At 68.8% G+C, this 16670-nt stretch carries 18 protein-coding genes and 1 pseudogene; 13 read left to right on the plus strand and 6 right to left on the minus strand.

Translation table 11 applies throughout. From position 1 onward, the window contains the following. The 7 genes and pseudogenes from DQP57_RS24000 to eccE all read left to right on the plus strand — a co-directional run. Positions 1–272: pseudogene (locus DQP57_RS24000) on the plus strand (PPE family protein); the annotation flags it as partial. A 63-nt stretch (positions 273–335) separates the two neighbouring features. Then, positions 336–629, plus strand: a complete 294-nt coding sequence (gene esxG, locus DQP57_RS24005) for a type VII secretion system protein EsxG (RefSeq protein ID WP_007768837.1) — start codon at positions 336–338, stop codon at positions 627–629. Between the two features lie 32 nt (positions 630–661). Continuing rightward, complete coding sequence (locus tag DQP57_RS24010) at positions 662–952, plus strand: WXG100 family type VII secretion target (RefSeq protein WP_007768835.1); 291 nt, start codon at positions 662–664, stop codon at positions 950–952. 20 nt (positions 953–972) lie between these two features. Beyond that, the gene (locus DQP57_RS24015; protein ID WP_112635111.1) at positions 973–1872 is read left to right on the plus strand and encodes an ESX secretion-associated protein EspG; all 900 of its coding nucleotides are present in this window, start codon (positions 973–975) and stop codon (positions 1870–1872) included. Positions 1873–1947: 75 nt separating this feature from the next. Beyond that, a complete protein-coding gene (eccD, locus tag DQP57_RS24020) occupies positions 1948–3372 on the plus strand; it encodes a type VII secretion integral membrane protein EccD (protein WP_112635130.1) in 1425 nt (474 codons plus the stop codon). Then, on the plus strand, positions 3369–4778 hold the full coding sequence (gene mycP, locus DQP57_RS24025) for a type VII secretion-associated serine protease mycosin (RefSeq protein ID WP_112635112.1): 1410 nt from the start codon (positions 3369–3371) through the stop codon (positions 4776–4778). Before eccD ends, mycP begins: the two co-directional genes overlap by 4 nt. Further along, positions 4775–5794 carry a type VII secretion protein EccE gene (gene eccE, locus DQP57_RS24030; protein ID WP_112635113.1) on the plus strand — a complete coding sequence of 340 codons (1020 nt, stop codon included), beginning with the start codon at positions 4775–4777 and terminating at the stop codon, positions 5792–5794. The genes mycP and eccE overlap by 4 nt, the downstream gene beginning before the upstream one ends. Here eccE and DQP57_RS24035 read toward each other — a convergent pair. Further along, positions 5784–6983, minus strand: coding sequence for an alpha/beta hydrolase family protein (locus DQP57_RS24035; protein ID WP_112635132.1), 1200 nt, complete (start codon positions 6981–6983; stop codon positions 5784–5786). The two genes, eccE and DQP57_RS24035, sit on opposite strands and share 11 nt — an antisense overlap. Positions 6984–7149: 166 nt before the next feature. Here DQP57_RS24035 and DQP57_RS24040 point away from each other — a divergent pair, with 166 nt between their 5' ends. Further along, the gene (locus DQP57_RS24040; RefSeq protein WP_112635114.1) at positions 7150–7935 is read left to right on the plus strand and encodes a trans-aconitate 2-methyltransferase; all 786 of its coding nucleotides are present in this window, start codon (positions 7150–7152) and stop codon (positions 7933–7935) included. A 36-nt stretch (positions 7936–7971) separates the two neighbouring features. On the opposite strand, the gene DQP57_RS24045 is transcribed toward DQP57_RS24040, so the two are convergent. Both DQP57_RS24045 and bluB read right to left on the minus strand, forming a co-directional pair. Then, on the minus strand, positions 7972–9399 hold the full coding sequence (locus tag DQP57_RS24045) for a sulfatase family protein (protein WP_112635115.1): 1428 nt from the start codon (positions 9397–9399) through the stop codon (positions 7972–7974). A 68-nt stretch (positions 9400–9467) separates the two neighbouring features. Then, the gene (gene bluB / locus DQP57_RS24050; protein ID WP_112635116.1) at positions 9468–10136 is read right to left on the minus strand and encodes a 5,6-dimethylbenzimidazole synthase; all 669 of its coding nucleotides are present in this window, start codon (positions 10134–10136) and stop codon (positions 9468–9470) included. Positions 10137–10208: 72 nt separating this feature from the next. On the opposite strand from bluB, the gene DQP57_RS24055 reads away from it, so the two are divergent. Continuing rightward, entirely contained in the window at positions 10209–10493 is a 285-nt protein-coding gene (locus tag DQP57_RS24055; protein WP_112635117.1) for a hypothetical protein, read from the plus strand. On the opposite strand, the gene DQP57_RS24060 is transcribed toward DQP57_RS24055, so the two are convergent. Then, positions 10477–10959: a hypothetical protein gene (locus DQP57_RS24060; protein ID WP_112635118.1), complete on the minus strand. Its 483-nt coding sequence runs from the start codon at positions 10957–10959 to the stop codon at positions 10477–10479. The two genes, DQP57_RS24055 and DQP57_RS24060, sit on opposite strands and share 17 nt — an antisense overlap. A 226-nt stretch (positions 10960–11185) precedes the next feature. Between DQP57_RS24060 and DQP57_RS24070 the strand changes: the two genes are divergently transcribed. Together DQP57_RS24070 and DQP57_RS24075 are read left to right on the plus strand one after the other, a co-directional pair. Continuing rightward, positions 11186–11863: a phosphatase PAP2 family protein gene (locus DQP57_RS24070; protein WP_112635122.1), complete on the plus strand. Its 678-nt coding sequence runs from the start codon at positions 11186–11188 to the stop codon at positions 11861–11863. 99 nt (positions 11864–11962) lie between these two features. After that, positions 11963–12622, plus strand: coding sequence for a L,D-transpeptidase family protein (locus tag DQP57_RS24075; protein WP_112635134.1), 660 nt, complete (start codon positions 11963–11965; stop codon positions 12620–12622). A 4-nt stretch (positions 12623–12626) separates the two neighbouring features. Here DQP57_RS24075 and DQP57_RS24080 read toward each other — a convergent pair whose 3' ends face one another. Together DQP57_RS24080 and DQP57_RS24085 are read right to left on the minus strand one after the other, a co-directional pair. After that, positions 12627–13103 carry a nuclear transport factor 2 family protein gene (locus DQP57_RS24080; RefSeq protein ID WP_371915806.1) on the minus strand — a complete coding sequence of 159 codons (477 nt, stop codon included), beginning with the start codon at positions 13101–13103 and terminating at the stop codon, positions 12627–12629. A gap of 106 nt (positions 13104–13209) precedes the next feature. Beyond that, positions 13210–13854: a TetR/AcrR family transcriptional regulator gene (locus DQP57_RS24085; protein ID WP_112635126.1), complete on the minus strand. Its 645-nt coding sequence runs from the start codon at positions 13852–13854 to the stop codon at positions 13210–13212. A 38-nt stretch (positions 13855–13892) separates the two neighbouring features. Between DQP57_RS24085 and DQP57_RS24090 the strand changes: the two genes are divergently transcribed. After that, a complete protein-coding gene (locus DQP57_RS24090; protein WP_112635128.1) occupies positions 13893–15122 on the plus strand; it encodes a hypothetical protein in 1230 nt (409 codons plus the stop codon). Between the two features lie 153 nt (positions 15123–15275). Further along, the coding region (locus tag DQP57_RS24095) for an Hsp70 family protein (protein ID WP_112635136.1) at positions 15276–16670 on the plus strand (1395 nt) is incomplete at its 3' end.

Below are 16670 nucleotides of genomic sequence, written 5' to 3' on the forward strand. Positions count from 1 at the left end.
ACGAGTTCGCGGACATGGAATCCGATTTCGGGGTGCCGCCGGATTTCGGCGACGAGGAGGAGCTGGCCGCGGCCACCGCATCCGCGCAGGGCGCCGGAGCGCTCGGTTTCGCGGGAACGACGCAGCGGCAGAAGGCTTTTCAGGCGGCCGGATTGACCAAGCTGGCCGACGACGACTTCGGCGGCGGCCCACGCATGCCGATGGTGCCCGGCACGTGGGAGCACGAGGCCGGAAACGGAACGGGCCCAACCGAGCCGGGGAAAGGGGGGTAAGGCAGTCAGCCGGACACAGATGAATCACCGAACCCCCAACGGACGCAACAGAAAGGAATCAACATGAGTATGTTGGACGCTCACATTCCGCAGTTGGTAGCCGCACAGTCGGCCTTCAGCGCCAAGGCGGCGTTGATGCGCAGCACGATCAGCCAGGCCGAGCAGGAAGCCATGTCGGCGCAGGCGTTCCACCAGGGCGAGTCCTCGGCCGCATTCCAGGCCGCGCACGCGCGGTTCGTCGAGGTCGCCGCGCGGGTCAACACCCTGCTCGACATCGCCCAGGCCAACCTCGGTGACGCCGCCGGCACCTACGTGGCCGCCGACGCCGCCGCCGCGTCCGGCTACACCGCGTTCTGAGCTCACCGCTAGCAACCTCGAAAGGACTTGTCATGTCGCAGATCATGTACAACTACCCGGCGATGTTGAGCCACGCCGCCGACATGTCGGGATACGCCGGCACCATGCAGGGGCTCGGTTCCGATATCGCCAGCGAGCAGGCCACGTTGTCCAACGCCTGGCAGGGTGACACCGGTATGACCTACCAGGTGTGGCAGGCCCAGTGGAACCAGGCGATGGAAAGCCTGGTGCGCGCCTACCAGTCGATGGCCAGCACCCACGAGGCGAACACCATGTCCATGCTCGCCCGCGACCAGGCCGAAGCCGCCAAATGGGGCGGCTAGTTCGTGACTGAACGAACCTGATGCAGCAAGCGCCCAACGCCGTCGAGCTGACGGTCGACCACGCTTGGTTCATCGCGGAAACGGTTGGGGCGGGGAGCTTCCCCTGGGTGCTGGCAATCACCTCGCCCTATCGTGATGCCGCGGAGCGCAACGCGTTCCTCGACCGTCAGAGGGCCGAGCTGACCGAGCTGGGCCTGGTGTCCGAAGGCGGACTCGTCCATCCCGCGGTCGCCGAGTGGATCAAGGTGGTGTGTTTTCCGCAGCGGTGGCTGGACTTGCGTTACGTCGGCCCCGCCAAGGACACCGGTGAGCCCGGCGCCGAGTTGCTGCGCGGCATCGTCGCGCAGCGCACCGGGGTGGCCGGCAAGCCGTCGATCACAGTGGTCGCGTTGCGCAGCGCACAGCTGATCACCTTCACCGCAATGAACATCGACGATCCACGCGCGCTGGTTCCGGTGCTCACCGTCGGTCTGGACCAACAACCGCCGGCGCGGTTCGAGGAGTTCACCATGCCGATGCGGGTCGGGGCGAGGGCCGACGAGCGGCTGCGTTCGGGTGCCCCCCTCGCCGAAGTCCTTGACTACCTGGGTATTCCACAATCGGCGCGGCCGGTGGTGGAATCGGTGTTCAACGGGCCGCGCAGCTATGTGGAGATCGTCGCCGGCTGCCACCGCGATGGCCGGCACTCCACCAGCGAGGTGGGGATGAGCGTTGTCGACGCGCGCGAGGGGCGGGTGCTGGTCAGCCCGTCCCGGGCATTCGACGGCGAGTGGGTTTCGACCTTCGCGCCCGGAACGCCCTTCGCGATCGCTGTCGCGGTGGAACAACTGACCGCTTTACTGCCCGACGCCGAATGGTTCTCCGAACACCGGTTGACCCGAGACTTTTCCAATTCAACACTGTCCGTCCAACACTCATAGAAAAAGAGAAGAGAGCACGATGTTCCAGCAACGGCCGCAACACGTTTCGAGGGTCCGGTGACGTCCGGAACCGTCATGCCGATCGTCCGCGTCGCAATACTGGCGGACAGCAGGTTGACGGAGATGGCCTTGCCTGCGGAGCTGCCGCTGCGCGAAATCCTGCCCGCCGTCCAGCGTTTGGTGGTTCCCGCTGCGATCAACGGCGACTCCGAAGACGGCACCGCCACGCGCGGGGCCGCCGAGATCGGCGGGGCGACCCAACTGAGCCTGGCGCCCATCGGCGGTGCGCCGTTTAGCCTGGACGCCAGCCTGGACACGGTCGGCGTCGTCGACGGCGACCTGCTGGCGCTGCAAGCGGTGCCGGTCGGCCCCGCCGCACCCGGCATCGTCGAGGACATCGCCGACGCGGCCATGATCTTCTCGACCTCCCGGCTCAAGCCGTGGGGCACAACGCACATCCAGCGTGGCGCCCTGGCCGCGGCGATCGCCGTGGCCTTCCTGGCGACCGGGCTGTCGGTGACCTACCGGGTGGCCACCGGTGCGCTGTTGGGACTGGTCGCGGTCAGCGCGGTTGCGGCCCTGACGGCAATCGTCGGCCTGCTGGTCACCGCGCGCTCGGCGCGCACCGGGATGGCGCTGTCGATCGCCGCACTGGTTCCCATCGCCGCCGCGCTCGCGCTGGCGGTGCCGGGCAGGTTCGGTGCCGCCCAGCTGACGCTGGCCGCGGCCGGCGTCACCGCCTGGTCCCTGATCGCCCTGATGGCGCCCAGCGCCGAGCGCGAGCGCATCGCCGGGTTCTTCACCACGACCGCGGTGGTGGGCACCGGGGTGCTGCTGGCCGCCGGTGCCGAAATGCTCTGGCACCTCACGCCGATCACCATTGGCTGCGGGCTGATCGTGGCGGCGCTGCTGGTCACCATCGAGGCGGCCCAACTGTCCGCGCTGTGGGCGCGGTTCCCACTGCCGGTCATCCCGGCCCCCGGCGACCCCACCCCGTCGGCGCCGTCGCTGCAGGTCCTCGAAGACCTGCCCCGCCGCGTGCGGATCAGCGACGCGCATCAGAGCGGATTCATCGCCGCCGCAGTGCTGCTCACGGTCCTGGGCTCGGTGGCGATCGGGCTGCGACCCGAAGCGCTCAGCGGTGCGGGCTGGTATGTGGTGGCGGCCGCCGCGGCGACGTCCGTGCTGCGGGCCAGGGTGTGGGATTCGGCCGCGTGCAAGGCGTGGCTGCTCGCCCAGCCCTTCCTGACCGCCGGCGTGCTGCTGGTGCTCTACACCTCGACCGGGCGCTACGCGGCGGCGCTGGGCGCGGTGCTGGTGCTGCTGGCGCTGGTGGCGGTGTGGATCGTGGTGGCCCTGAACCCGGGCATCGCTGCGCCGGAAAGCTATTCGCTGCCGGTGCGCCGGCTGGTGGGATTCGTCGCGACCGGGCTCGACGCGTCGCTGATCCCCGTCATGGCGTTCGTGGTCGGTCTGTTCAGCTGGGTGCTCAATCGATGATTCGGCCGGCATCAGCCTGCTTCGCGGCGGCGTTGGCGTTGCTGCCCGCCGCCGCGACGTGGACCAGTCCGCCGGCATCGGCGATCAGCCCGCCGACGGTCGATCCCGGTGTCCCGCCGCCCAGCGGGGCGCCCGGGCCCGGGCAGCCGATGGAGCAGCGCGGCCCCTGCAGCACAGCCGGGGTGGTTCCAGGCAGCGAGCCGGGTGCCATCACGCCGAGCCAATCGATGCTGAATCTCCCTGCGGCATGGAAGTTTTCGCGGGGCGAGGGGCAGCTGGTGGCGGTGCTCGACACCGGCGTGCGGCCGGGTCCACGCCTACCCAACGTCGAAGCGGGCGGTGATTTCGTCGAGACGACCGACGGCCTGACCGACTGTGACGGCCACGGGACGCTGGTCGCCGGGATCATCGCCGGCCAGCCCTCGGGCGATGACGGATTCTCCGGCGTCGCGCCCGCGGCGCGGGTGGTGTCGCTGCGGACGACGTCGGCCAAGTTCTCGCCGCGGACGCCGGGTGGCGATCCGATGATGGCGCGGGTGTCCGCCGAGGTGTCCACGCTGGCCCGGGCGATCGTGCACGCGGCCGACCTCGGTGCCCGGGTGATCGACATCGGCTCGGCCACCTGCATGCCCGTCGACCGGCCCGTCGACCAGGCCGCACTCGGCGCCGCCGTCCGCTACGCGGCGGTGGACAAGGACGCGGTGATCGTCGCCGGCGCGGGCAACAGCGGGCCCACCGGAGCCGCGGGCGGCGGGACCTCGTGCGAGTCCAATCCGCTCACCGACCTGAGCCGCCCGAACGATCCCCGCAATTGGGCCGGCGTCACGTCCGTGTCCATCCCGTCGTGGTGGCAGCCCTACGTGTTGTCCGTGGCGTCGCTGACCCCGGACGGCCAGCCGTCGAAATTCACCGTGGCGGGTCCGTGGGTGGGCGTCGCCGCACCCGGCGAACGCGTCGTGTCGGTCGGCAACGCCGACGGCGGCGGGCTCGCGAACGGCCTGCCCGACGAACACCAGCAGCTCGCCGCTCTCAGCGGCACCGGTTACGCCGCCGGCTACGTGGCCGGCGTCGCGGCGCTGGTCCGCAGCAAATACCCCGACCTCAACGCCACCGCGGTGCAGCGCCGCATCACCGCAACCGCGCACAACGGCGCCCGCGACCCGTCCAACGTGGTCGGCACCGGCAGCGTGGATCCCGTGGCGGCCCTGACCTGGCAACTGCCCGCCGGTGACCAGCCGGGCGCGGCGGCGGTGAAGCCCGTCGCCGTGCCGCCGGCACCGGCGCCCAAGGACACCACACCGCGGACCGTCGCGGTGGCCGGCACCGCCGCGCTGGCCGTGCTGGTCGCAGTGGCCGGCGCCGTCACCGCAATCGCCGCACGCCGACGAAAGGACCCCACCCCGTGAGCAAGCATCGGATACCGACTCCCGGCAGCGGTCGAATCACGTTGGCGTTACTGGCTATCGTGCCCGCGGTCATGGCCTACCCGTGGCGCACGCCCCGCGACTACTGGCTGCTGGGCGTCGCCGCCGCCGTCGTGATCGTGTTGTTCGGCTGGTGGGGCGGCCTGCATTTCACCACCATCGTGGGCCGCCGCCTGGCGATGATCGCCCGCGGCAACGCCGTCCCGTCGAGCACGTCCGACACGGCGGCGACCGCCCTGATCCGCCTCGGCGCGCCCGGGGACGACAACGAGGTGCTGCCGCTGCCGCTGATCGCGAGCTACCTGGACCGCTACGGCATCCGGGCCGACAAGATCCGGATCACCAGCCGCGACAACGCCGCCGACGCGTCGCGACGCGAGACGTGGATCGGACTCACCGTCTCGGCGCCGGACAATCTGGCCGCGCTGCAGGCCCGTTCACCGCGAATCCCGTTGCACGAGACCGCTCAGGTCGCCGCGCGCCGGCTGGCCGACCATCTTCGGGAGCTCGGTTGGGAGGCCACCCCCGTCGCGGCCGACGACGTTCCCCGGCTGCTGACCAACAACCCGCGCGAGCGGTGGCGTGGCGTGCAGCGCGGCGCATCGGATTACCTTGCCGCATACCGAATTCAGGTGGACGACGCGCTGCCCGAGACCCTGGCGGCGATCCGGTCGTATTCCGCCCGCGAAACGTGCACCGCGCTCGAGGTCGCCGGCGACAAAACCCAGCCCACCGTGGCGGTGGCCTGCGCGTTCCAGACCGAGGCCGGCCCGGACGGCAAGGCGCCGGTGGATGGGCTGATCCCTCAGCGCGGAAATCACCTGCCCGCGTTGACCGCCCTGGACCTGCTGTCCACCCGGCGGCTCGACGGACACATCGCGGCGCCGGCGGACCTGCTTTCGCAGGTGTACTGGCCCACCCTGGCCGGTGGAGCCCCGGGCGCCTCGCTGGATGACACGGGTGACAACGCCGACACCGTCGAGGTGGTCAGAACATGACCTGTTGCAAAAACGCGGTCATCCGGCGCAGGTAGTCCAGCTGGCTGACGTGCAACACGTGACTGCCCGGAAACCAGTGCAGCGCACACTGTTCCCAGTGGTGCCATAGTTTGACGGCGTGATCGGGCGGCGCCATCCGGTCGCCGAGGCCCGTGATGATCATGCGACGGTCCCGGGGCACCAGCGGCCGATAATTGAGCGGGCAGTGGTAGGCCAAGCCGGCCGCCACGTCGTCGTGGCTGATGCCGGACAGGCGTAGCCCCAGGCGGACCAGCTTGTTGGCGGGGAACCATTCGTCGAACAGTGTCGACGGCGTGACCACCGGGCAGTTGGGGATGACGGCCTCGAGCCGATCGTCGACCGAGGCCACCAGCGCCGACGTGTAACCGCCCAGCGAGATGCCGGTGAGCGCAATGCGGTCCACCCCGGTGTGGCGCAAATAGTCGATGATGGAACGGAAGTCGTGCACGGCCTGGGCCATCGCCTCGGCGAAGCCGCTCAGGCCGCCGGCGAAATAGCCGAAACCGCTGAAGGGTGAGAACTTTTCGGCCCGCTTGCCGTGAAAGGGCAACGTGTACATCAGCACGTCGTAGCCGGACCGGTAGTACCAGGGCAGCGAAAAGAACCGCCCGTTGGCCAGATACGACGAGCCCATGAATCCGTGGATGACGCACAGGGTCGGACGTGGCCCGTCGTCGTGGCGCCAATGCTGGGCGCGCACCATGTTGTTGGACCGCCAGGCGCCCCACTGCGTGCGCATGGCGGGGTTGACCGCGGTGAAACTGCTGGGGAACGCGATGTTGTCGACGGTGCCGCGCGCGATCCATTCCGCGAGCGCGCTGGCCCGCCGCGACGACACTCGGGGCACCTCGGTGGGGGCGGGAAAGGACCGCGCCGGATCGCCCGCCGCAGCCAGCCCGGCGTAGAAATCGAGGTTCCCGCGCTCGGCGGCGGAATCGGATTGCCGCAGGGTGGCGGCCACCACGAACGGCGCCACCGTGGTGGTGAGTAGCGAGGCCACCCAGGTGCGCAGGGCCAGATCGCCGAAGGCCGACGCCTCGACTACCATTCGCTGGCGGGGCGACAACGCCGAGTGGGGGGGTAATCCGCCGGCGCCGGCCGGGAGATCGGCGCCGGGAACGTCGGGAACGGGGACGGGCGGGTCGATCGGATCTGAGTCGGGCGCCACGAACGCCGATGGTAGCCCGCCGGGCACGCGTTGCCTGGGGGTTTCGACCGGTTCGGGTCGTAGCGGTGTTATCCCGGAACCATTCGGGCCGCGTCGGCGCACCATGGGAGTTATACGGTTTGCTATCGGCCGGTGAGCGGCGGCGCGAGGGATCAGGAGGATCGACATGTGGGATCCGGACGTCTACCTGGCCTTCGCCGACCATCGCGGCCGGCCCTTCTACGATCTGCTGTCGCGGGTGGGGGCCGAGCGGGCACGGCGCGTCGTCGACCTGGGTTGCGGACCCGGTCACCTGACGACGTATCTGACCCGGCGCTGGCCTGATGCGGTGATCGAGGCGATGGACAGCTCGCCGGAGATGGTGGCCGCCGCCAAGGAGCGCGGCATCGACGCCGTCACCGGTGACCTGCGCGACTGGAATCCCAAACCCGACACCGACGTGGTGGTGAGCAACGCGGCCCTGCATTGGGTGCCCGAGCACGCCGACCTACTACTGCGCTGGGCGGGCCAGCTCGCGTCCGGATCGTGGATCGGTGTCCAGATGCCGGGCAACTTCGAGTCCCCGTCCTACGCGGCGGTGCGAGCGCTGGCCCGCCGGGAGCCCTACGCGAAACTGTTGCGCGACATACCCTTTCGGGTGGGCGCGGTGGTCCAGCCGCCGGCGCACTACGCCAACCTGCTGCTGGACGCGGGATGCAAGGTCGATGTCTGGGAGACCACCTATCTGCACCAGCTGACGGGCGAGGATCCGGTGCTGGAATGGATCACCGGCACGGCGCTGGTTCCGGTGCGCGAACGGCTCGACGACCAGGCGTGGGAGCAGTTCCGTGAGGAGCTGATCCCGCTGCTGAGCGACGCCTACCCGCCCCGGTCCGACGGCACGACGATCTTCCCGTTCCGGCGGGTGTTCGTCGTGGCCGAGGTGGGCGCCTCGAACCGCTCGGCCGGCTAGCGGGGTGCGTCCGGCGATGTGGCGGCGAGACCGCGATCAGCGCTGGGCGGGCTTGCCTTCTTCGATGCCCCGGTCGGCGGCGATCCCCGAGCGGGGGGTCGGCTTCGCGCGGTGAATCTGCAGATACGTTTCGGTGTAGCGCGCCGAGATGCGGGTGCCGGCGAACTCGGAGGGGATGACGTCGCCGGTGCGTTGCCGCCAATCATGCAGCAGCACAGCAAGATTGGCAGCGACCTCGTCCGCGTCGGTGCCGTCGCCGGCCAGCAGGTTGGTGGTCTCGGTGGGGTCGGTGCGCAGATCGTAGAGTTCACGCTCGGGCCGCGGCGCGGTGACGAAGGGCGCGACGGCCAGCCCGGACGGGCTCTCCTTGATGTCCAGCGGCAGATCCAGCAGCGGCCGGGGCACGTAGTTCTCGATGTAGCTGTACTCCTTGGTGCGGATCGCGCGAATCGGATCGAACGAGTCGTGGTAGGTCTTCATGGTGTACAGGTGGTCGCGCACCGGCGCGGTATGCGGATCCGGCTCCAGCAGGGCGGCGGCGTGTGAGACACCGTCGACGTCGACCGGAGCGTCGATTCCCAACAGCCCCAACAACGTCGGGACCAAGTCGACCGCGCTGAACAGCTCGTCGTAGACGCGAGGCGCCAGGTTCCGGTTGGTGGGCGGGCGAACGATCATGCCGATGCCGGTGCCGGCGTCGTACAGCGTCGATTTCGCGCGGGGGAACGCCGGGCCGTGATCGGTGAAGAACACCACCCAGGTGGTGGCGTCCAGGCCGGTGTCGGCCAGCGCGTCCAGCAACCGTCCGACCGCGGCGTCGGCCGTGCTGATGGCCCCGTAGAAGTCGGCGAGATCGCCGCGCACCTCGGGGGTGTCGGGCAGGTAATCGGGCGGATCCACCTCGGCGCTGTCCGCCGGCGTGTAACGGTCCCGCGGATACGGCCGGTGCGTCTCGAAAAAGCCCGCCGTCAACAGAAATGGTTGACCCACAAGGCCTTCGGCGCTTTGCCGCAGCCACTCGTCGGCCCTGTCGGACACGTAGTCACAGTAGGAGTTCGAAACGTCGAACTCGTCGAAACCCAACCTCTTGGGATAGGAGGTCTCGTGCTGCATGCCGAAAAGCGCCGAGTACCAGCCCGATTCGGACAGAATCTGGGGAAGGGTCCGGATGCCGTCGCGGTATTCCCAGCCGTGGTGGGCCAATCCGATGAGGCCGTTGCTCTGCGGGTAGCGGCCGGTGAACAGCGATCCGCGCGACGGTGAGCACAGCGGCGCGGTGGCGTGCGCCCGGGTGAACAGGATGCCCTCGGCGGCAAGGCGGTCCAGCCGCGGGCTCGACACGTCGGCGTGGCCGTAGGCGCCCAGGTAGCGCCCCAGGTCGTGCCAGTGCACGATCAGCACGTTGTCCCGAAAGCCCGTATTCCGTTTTCGGTCCGCTCTGTCGCCCGGCGTCAATCGCGTCACCTCTCACATTGCCTTGCGACCGGCGACGTTACCGCAACTTCTCTGCAGGATTGCTGAGTGTCGACCCGTCAGGGCATTGGCAATTGACCCCAGCGGTTTTCGCAGACGAACTCCGACAACGGGCGCCCGACGGTCCAGCCGTCCAACTCCAGCGCCGGGCGGTCGGGGAACTCCGGCACCGGCCCCAGGCACAGGATCGCCACCGGCTCGGCGCCGGGCGGCATGTCCAGCAGCGCCCCCAACCGGTGCGGATCGAACAGCGACACCCAGCCCATGCCCAGGCCTTCGGACCGCGCCGCCAACCACAGGTTCTGGATCGCGCACGAGACCGACGCCAGGTCCATCTGCGGTAGCGTGCGCCGGCCGAAAACGTGCGAGTCGCGGTCGTCGCCGAGGGCCACCACGAACAGCTCCGCGCATTCGAGGATGCCCTCCACCTTCAGCGCCAAAAACTCGTCGGCGCGCTCGCCCAGCGCGGCGGCCGTGCGCGGGCGTTCCTCCTCGACCAGGGCGTGAATGCGCCGCCGCAGCGATGCGTCGGTGATCCGGATGAAGCGCCACGGCTGCATCAGGCCGACGCTGGGCGCCGCGTGCGCCGCCTGCAGCAGGCGCGCCAGCACCGCCTCGTCCACCACCGCGCCCGGAACGAACCGGCGCATGTCACGGCGTTCGGCGATGACGCGATAGACGGCCCGCCGCTCTTGCGGGCTGAATGCGTCACCGGTCACGTCAGCCATCGTAGGAAATCCGCGTTAGCGTGGATCGTGCCCCGACCCACCGACCCGGTGGACGCGGGAAGGGAGTTGACAGTGAAGCCTTCCGACGTACTCGACCAGCTGGCCGCCGACGCCGCCGCCGGCCGCCGTTACGGCGAGCCCTATCAGACCCCGGACGGCACCACCGTCATCGTGGTCACCAAACCGCTGGGGGTGTTCGCCATCCGCGACGGGCGGGCCTCCTGGACGCCGGCGGTGGACGGGGGCCGGATCGCGCTGATCGGGGTGGTCACCGGCCTGGTGGCCGCGGTGATCGGCAGCCTGGCGGTGCTGCGCCAGCCGCCCTGGCCGCGCATCACGATCAGGGACTATAGGTAACGCCGACCGCACGAAACACGTACTCCGGCGGCATGTCGAACGCCAGCGAGCGCAGGGGCAGGCGGCGCAGGACATCGTCGGGAATGGCGACCTTGTAGTGCAGCGACAACTCGCCGCTGAACTTCTCGTCGACCCGGGCGACGTCGACATTGACCTGCAGGCCGGTCGAGGAGATCTCCACCTGCGCCGCGCCCGTCTGCGGCGCATTCCACCGCACGTTGACGGTCGGGCCGGCCAGCCGGGGCAGCATGGACAGCGTCGCCAGCACCCGCTCCGAGGTGAAGACCAGCGAACCCGTGTAGCTGGCGACGCTGTGCGGCAACCGCACACCGGGGATGGTGCCGCTGAATCGCCTGGTCACGGCGACGTAATCGGCGAGATGAATGAGGCCTTCCGACTCGAGCTGGGCGTGCAGCTCGTCGGGCAGCTTGCCGATGCCGAACAACCTACGGACAAAGACGGCCATATCGACAGTATGACCGCGCGAGCGACGACGGGCGATCGCAAGCGCGGCGCTTGTCGCCGGGCGCGGCGGGTCGCCCGCATGTCACGGGCGATCGCAAGCGCGGCGCTTGTCGCCGGGCGCGGCGGGTCGCCCGCATGTCATGGGGCGATCGCAAGCGCGGCGCTTGTCGCCGGGTGCGGCGGGGTCGCCCGCATGTCATGGGGGGCACTGCTGGTATCGGTTGGGTATGACTCGCCCGAGGATGCCGATGGCACTGTGGATCGCGGCAATGGCCGCGGCGGTGTACGCGGTGCTGTGGGTCGGCTACTGCCGGCACTGGGCCTGGCTGCACCGGATGGATGGGTCGTTGCTGAACGAGGCCCGCGACATCGCGGTCAAACACCCGTCGTGGCTGGGGTTTTGGCAAGGCGTGTCCTACGTGTTAGGCCCGGTGCCGATGTCCGTGCTGGGCATCGCGATGACGGTGTTGGCCCTGGTGATGCGCAATGTGCGGGCCGCGCTGGTGCTGGTGTTCGCGTGCGGGCCGCTCAACGAGTTCGCCACCGCGGCGGCCAAGGCCCTGGTCAACCGTCCGCGTCCGGCGACCATGCTGGTCGTCGCGCCGTCTAGTTCGTTTCCGTCCGGGCATGCGCTGGAGGCGATGGCCGCCCTGCTCGCCGTGTTGTGCTTTTTCTTTCCGATGATGAACCGGTCGATCCGCCGCGTCGCGGTCGCGGTGGTGGCCGTGTCGGTGCTGATGGTCGGCGTCTCCCGGGTGGCGCTGAACGTGCACTATCCGTCCGATGTGCTGGCCGGCTGGTCGCTGGGCTATCTGTATTTCCTGGTGTGCCTCTTGATTTTCCGGCCCTCGGCCCGTCGGACGGCCGGCCCGCAGCGCCAGATCGAAAACGCTGCGGTGTGCTAACGGCGGTGTCGCGGTGGGGATTTGGTCACGGCGCGGTGACCTAACTGGGGCCGAAGCTTTACTTGACCCCGAAGATGCGCACGTTTGACGATGGAGTGCATGCACCGACTGCTCGCTTCGCTATGCGCCGCGGCGTGCGTACTTGTCGCTTCGCTGGTGCTCGCCCCGATCAGCGCCGCGGCCGGCGCCCCCTGGTTCGCGAATGCGGTAGGTAATGCGACGCAGGTGGTTTCGGTGGTCAGCACCGGCGGTTCCAACGCGACGATGGAGATCTTCCAGCGCACCGGCACCGGCTGGCAGTCGCTGCGCTCCGGCATCCCTACCCACGTCGGTTCGGCCGGGATGGCGCCGCAGGCCAAGAGCGGCGTTCCGGCCACCCCGATGGGCGTGTACAGCCTGGACTCCGCGTTCGGCACCGCGCCGAACCCGGGTACCGGCCTGCCCTACACCCAGGTGTCCGGGCCCAACTACTGGTGGAGCGGCGACGACCACAGCCCCACGTTCAACTCGATGCAGGTGTGCCAGAAGGCGCAGTGCCCGTTCAACACCGGCGACAGCGAGAACCTGCAGATCCCGCAGTACAAGCACGCGGTCGTGATGGGCGTCAACAAGAACAAGACGCCGGGTGGCGGCGCCGCGTTCTTCTTCCACACCACCGACGGGAAGCCCACCGAGGGCTGCGTGGCCGTCGACGACGCTCAGCTGGTGTCGATCATGAAATGGCTGCGGCCCGGCGCGGTCATCGCCATCACCAAGTAACGCCTCAGTCGGCTGCGATGGCCCGACCGGGCTTGAGCGTGAAGTTCAGCCCTTCCAAAGACATTGTGGCGTCGTAGGTTCGGTCGTAGCCGGTGCCGCTGATCTTCCAGCCGGCATCGGTGCGGCGGTAGGTGTCGCGGTAGAAGGCCGCTCCGATCAACATGAAGTTGAAATCGGCCACCATCACCCGGTCCTGCAGATACCAACTGCCCGTTGCGGTGTCGCCGTCGACGGTGATGTCGGGATGCGTCACCCGGTGCTCGGTGATGACGTTCGCCGGCAGCGAGGTCCGCATGTACTCCACCAGGTCGGCGCGATTGGTGAAGTGCAACTCGTTGCCGATCGACGGCCCGTAGTCGGCCTTGATGTCCTCGGCCAGGGTGTCGGTGAAGTCGTCCCAATGTTTGGTGTCCAGCGCGCGCAGATACCGGTATTTGACTTGCTTGATCGCTTCGATATCGGCGAGATCGTCGAGGGTCATCCCGTCATTGCAGCACACGGTGTCACGCCGCCCGCGCTCGCATCGACGAGCCGGTCGCCGAAACGTCAACCACCGGTCATACTGTGCGGCGTGTCGGGTGCGTGGTTTACGTGTCGCGATAGCCGTGGCCTTCGGAGAGGTAGCCGGTGACCATGTCGACGAGGGCGCGTCGCTCCAGGCTCCAATCGATGGCGGTGCCGGTGACCATCTGGGCCAGCACCACACCGCGCAGCGTGGCCCAAATGACTTCGGCCACACCGGCATGCGCGGGATCGGTGGTGATCAATCGCCCCAGCTGGCCGATCGCGGAATTCATGTCGAGCAGGTGGCGCCGCGACGACGGGTCGGGGCCGCCGCGGGTTTCGCGCAGGATTTCGAAGGCGGCCATCGACGTGGGGCTGCTGTAGCAGCTCCAGGCGGTGTCGACCACGACCTCGATGCGTTCCCGCAGCGGCAGCTCGCTGACATCAGCCGACGACAGGCTGTCCACCAGCCGGGCCACCCCGTCGTCCACCACGGCCATCAGCAGGCCGTTGCGATCGCCGAAGTGGTACTGGATGACACCCCAGGTGACCCCCGCACGCTCGGCCACGTGCTTGGCGGTGGCGGCCGAGAAGCCCTCCTCCACGATGCAGCGGACCGTCTCGTCGATGATTTTCGCCCGGGTGTCATCACCGCGCTTGCGGGGCGCGGTCGTTCGCCTGGTGGGCCCCACCGGGCGATCGGGTCTTTGGCCGGCGACGATAGGCATTGTTGACTTTATAACATAGCCGAGTCTATTTTTGGGGCGTGAGCAGCCCCTCGCGATACGCGCAATTGTCCCGTGACGAGCTCGTCGTGCTGGTTCCCGAACTGCTGCTGATCGGGCAGCTGATCGACCGGTCCGGGATGGCCTGGTGCATCTCCTCGTTCGGTCGCGACGAGATGGTCCAGATCGCCATCGAGGAGTGGGCGGGCGCCAGCCCGATCTACACCCGGCGGATGCAGAAGGCGCTGAACTACGAGGGCGACGACGTCATCACGATCTTCAAGGGCCTGCAGCTCGACATCGGTGCGCCACCGCAATTCATGGATTTCCGGTACACGGTCCATGACCGCTGGCACGGCGAATTCCACCTCGACCACTGCGGTGCCCTGCTCGACGTGGAGCCGATGGGCGAACAGTACGTGTTCGGAATGTGCCACACCATCGAGGATCCGACGTTCGACGCCACCGCGATCGCGACCAACCCGCGCGCCCAGGTGCGTCCCATCCACCGCCCGCCCCGCACGCCGGCCGACCGGCACCCGCACTGCGCGTGGACCGTCATCATCGACGAGTCCTACCCCGAGGCGCAGAGCATCCCGGCGCTGGACATCGTCAGCCGAACCCGCGCCGCGACATGGGAACTCGCTGCCATCGATCCCTCGGACGAGGGCCAGGCGGATTACTCGGGACCCCTGCTGTCCGACTTCGACTTCGCCGCCTTCTCCCATTCGGCGCTGGTCCGGATGGCCGACGAGGTCTGCCTGCAGATGCACCTGCTCTACCTGTCGTTCGTGATCGCGGTGGCCGCGCGCGCCGCCAACGACGAGGAAGCCGTCGGCGTATGCACCCGCGGCCTGACCGGCATCGCGGGCGTGGCCGCCGAACGCATCCACCGCGCACTGAAGCTTCCCAGCGGGATCGACGGGGCGCTGCGGGTCCTCGAGCTGCACCCGCTGCTGAACCCCGCGGATTACGTTGTCGCCGAGACGGAGTCAAACCGGCTGCACGTCCGTCCGTCGCCCGCCCACGACGACGGGGCCTGGATCTCACTGTGCTCGCCGGATTCCGTCCAACCGCTTCAGGCGATCGCCACCGCGGTGGAACCGCGCATCGAGGTCCGAGTTAGCGGAACGGCCACCGACTGGACGGCCGAACTGGTCGAAACCGACACGCCCGCCGAGGAACTGCCAGAGGTTTCGGTGGTCAGGGTCAGCGGCGGAGCGACGTTCCAGTTCGAGCCCAGGCGTTCGCTGCCCTTGACGGTGTTGTAACACAAAGCTTTTTGTCAAGGGGTTTTCGGTACCGCTTCGGTGACGCAAGCGCATCGAGCGGATACCAATGACATTGCGAAGCATCGGCTTTCCGCGTGTCCGCGGCTATCGTTAACGCTGCCACCGACCCCTATAGACGAAGGTTTTCGCTCTATGTACGACCCACTCGGGTTGTCGATCGGGACCACGAACCTGGTCGCTGCGCGTAATGGAAGCCCGCCGGTTACCCGCCGGTCTGTGGTTACCCTTTACCCGCACTGTGCGCCGAAAATTGGTGCGCCCGAAGAGAATCCGTGCCTAACCGAGCCCGGCGTGCCGATGAGAGGTTTCATCGAGCGCATCGGTGATTCCGTCGCGCTGGCGTCGCCCGACGGTTCCGCGCACGACCCCGGACTGCTGACGGTGGAGGCGCTGGACGCAATGGTGCTGGCCGCCGGTGCGGATGCGGCGTGCTCGGAGATCTCCATCGCCGTGCCCGCGCATTGGAAGCCGGTGACCGTGCAGGCATTGCGGGACGCCCTGCGGACCCATGTGGGCTTCGTGCGAAGCGGGATGGCGCCGCTGCTGGTCAGCGACGCCATCGCCGCGCTGACCGCGGTCAAGTCCGAGCTGGGACTGCCCGACGAGGGTGTGGTGGGCTTGCTCGACTTCGGCGGCAGCGGCACGTCGGCCACCCTGGTCAATGTCGCGGGGGACTTCGAACTCGTCAGTGCGACACTGCGTTACACCGCGCTGTCCGGCGACGAGATCGACCAGGAGTTGCAACTGCGCGCGTTCGAGGAGCTGGGTCGTGGCAGCGGACTGGACCCGGCCAGCACCGCAGGCGTCGGACAACTCGGCGAACTCAGGGAACAATGCCGCGCCGCGAAGGAGCGGCTCTCGACCGACATGGCCACCGACATCGCCGCCGTCCTCGGCGGGCGCAGTTGCAGCCTGACGCTCACGCAGGACGACCTCGAAGAGCTGATCCAGGATCGGCTGACCGGCTTCATCTATGCCTTCGACGACATGCTGGTGCGCTACCGCAAGAGCTGGTCCGACCTGGCCGCGGTGGTCACGGTCGGGGGAGGCGCACGCATTCCGCTTGTCACCGAACGCCTTTCGATGCACGGCCGCACGCCGATCCTGACGCCGTCGCAACCGGCCCTGGCCGCGGCCAGCGGGGCGCTGATCCTGGCTTCCCGCGGCGGCGAGCTGGACCTGCGCACCCGGACCTCGATAGGGCTGCTCGCGTCGGCCGACGCCGCCGGCGACGTCGTCGACCTGGGGGCCGGTGACGTGCTGGTGATCGACGACGAGGCGCTGACCGATCGCGAATTGGCTTGGTCGCAAACCGAATACCCCGGCGACCTGCGGATGCGGTTCGGTGGGGAAACCTACGACGAGGACGGTCCGGCCGGCTGGTCCATGCGGCTCAACGTCATCGCGCCGCCGCGGGAACGGCGGCCATGGCTGCGGCTTCGGTTCTCCCAGTTGGTCATCGGCATGTCGGCCGTGGTCGCCATGACCGCGATCGGCGGGGTCGCCTACACGCTGACCGGGATCGAA

The organism is Mycobacterium colombiense (genome assembly GCF_003284935.1).
GTDB classification, from domain to species: Bacteria; Actinomycetota; Actinomycetes; order Mycobacteriales; family Mycobacteriaceae; genus Mycobacterium; species Mycobacterium arosiense_A.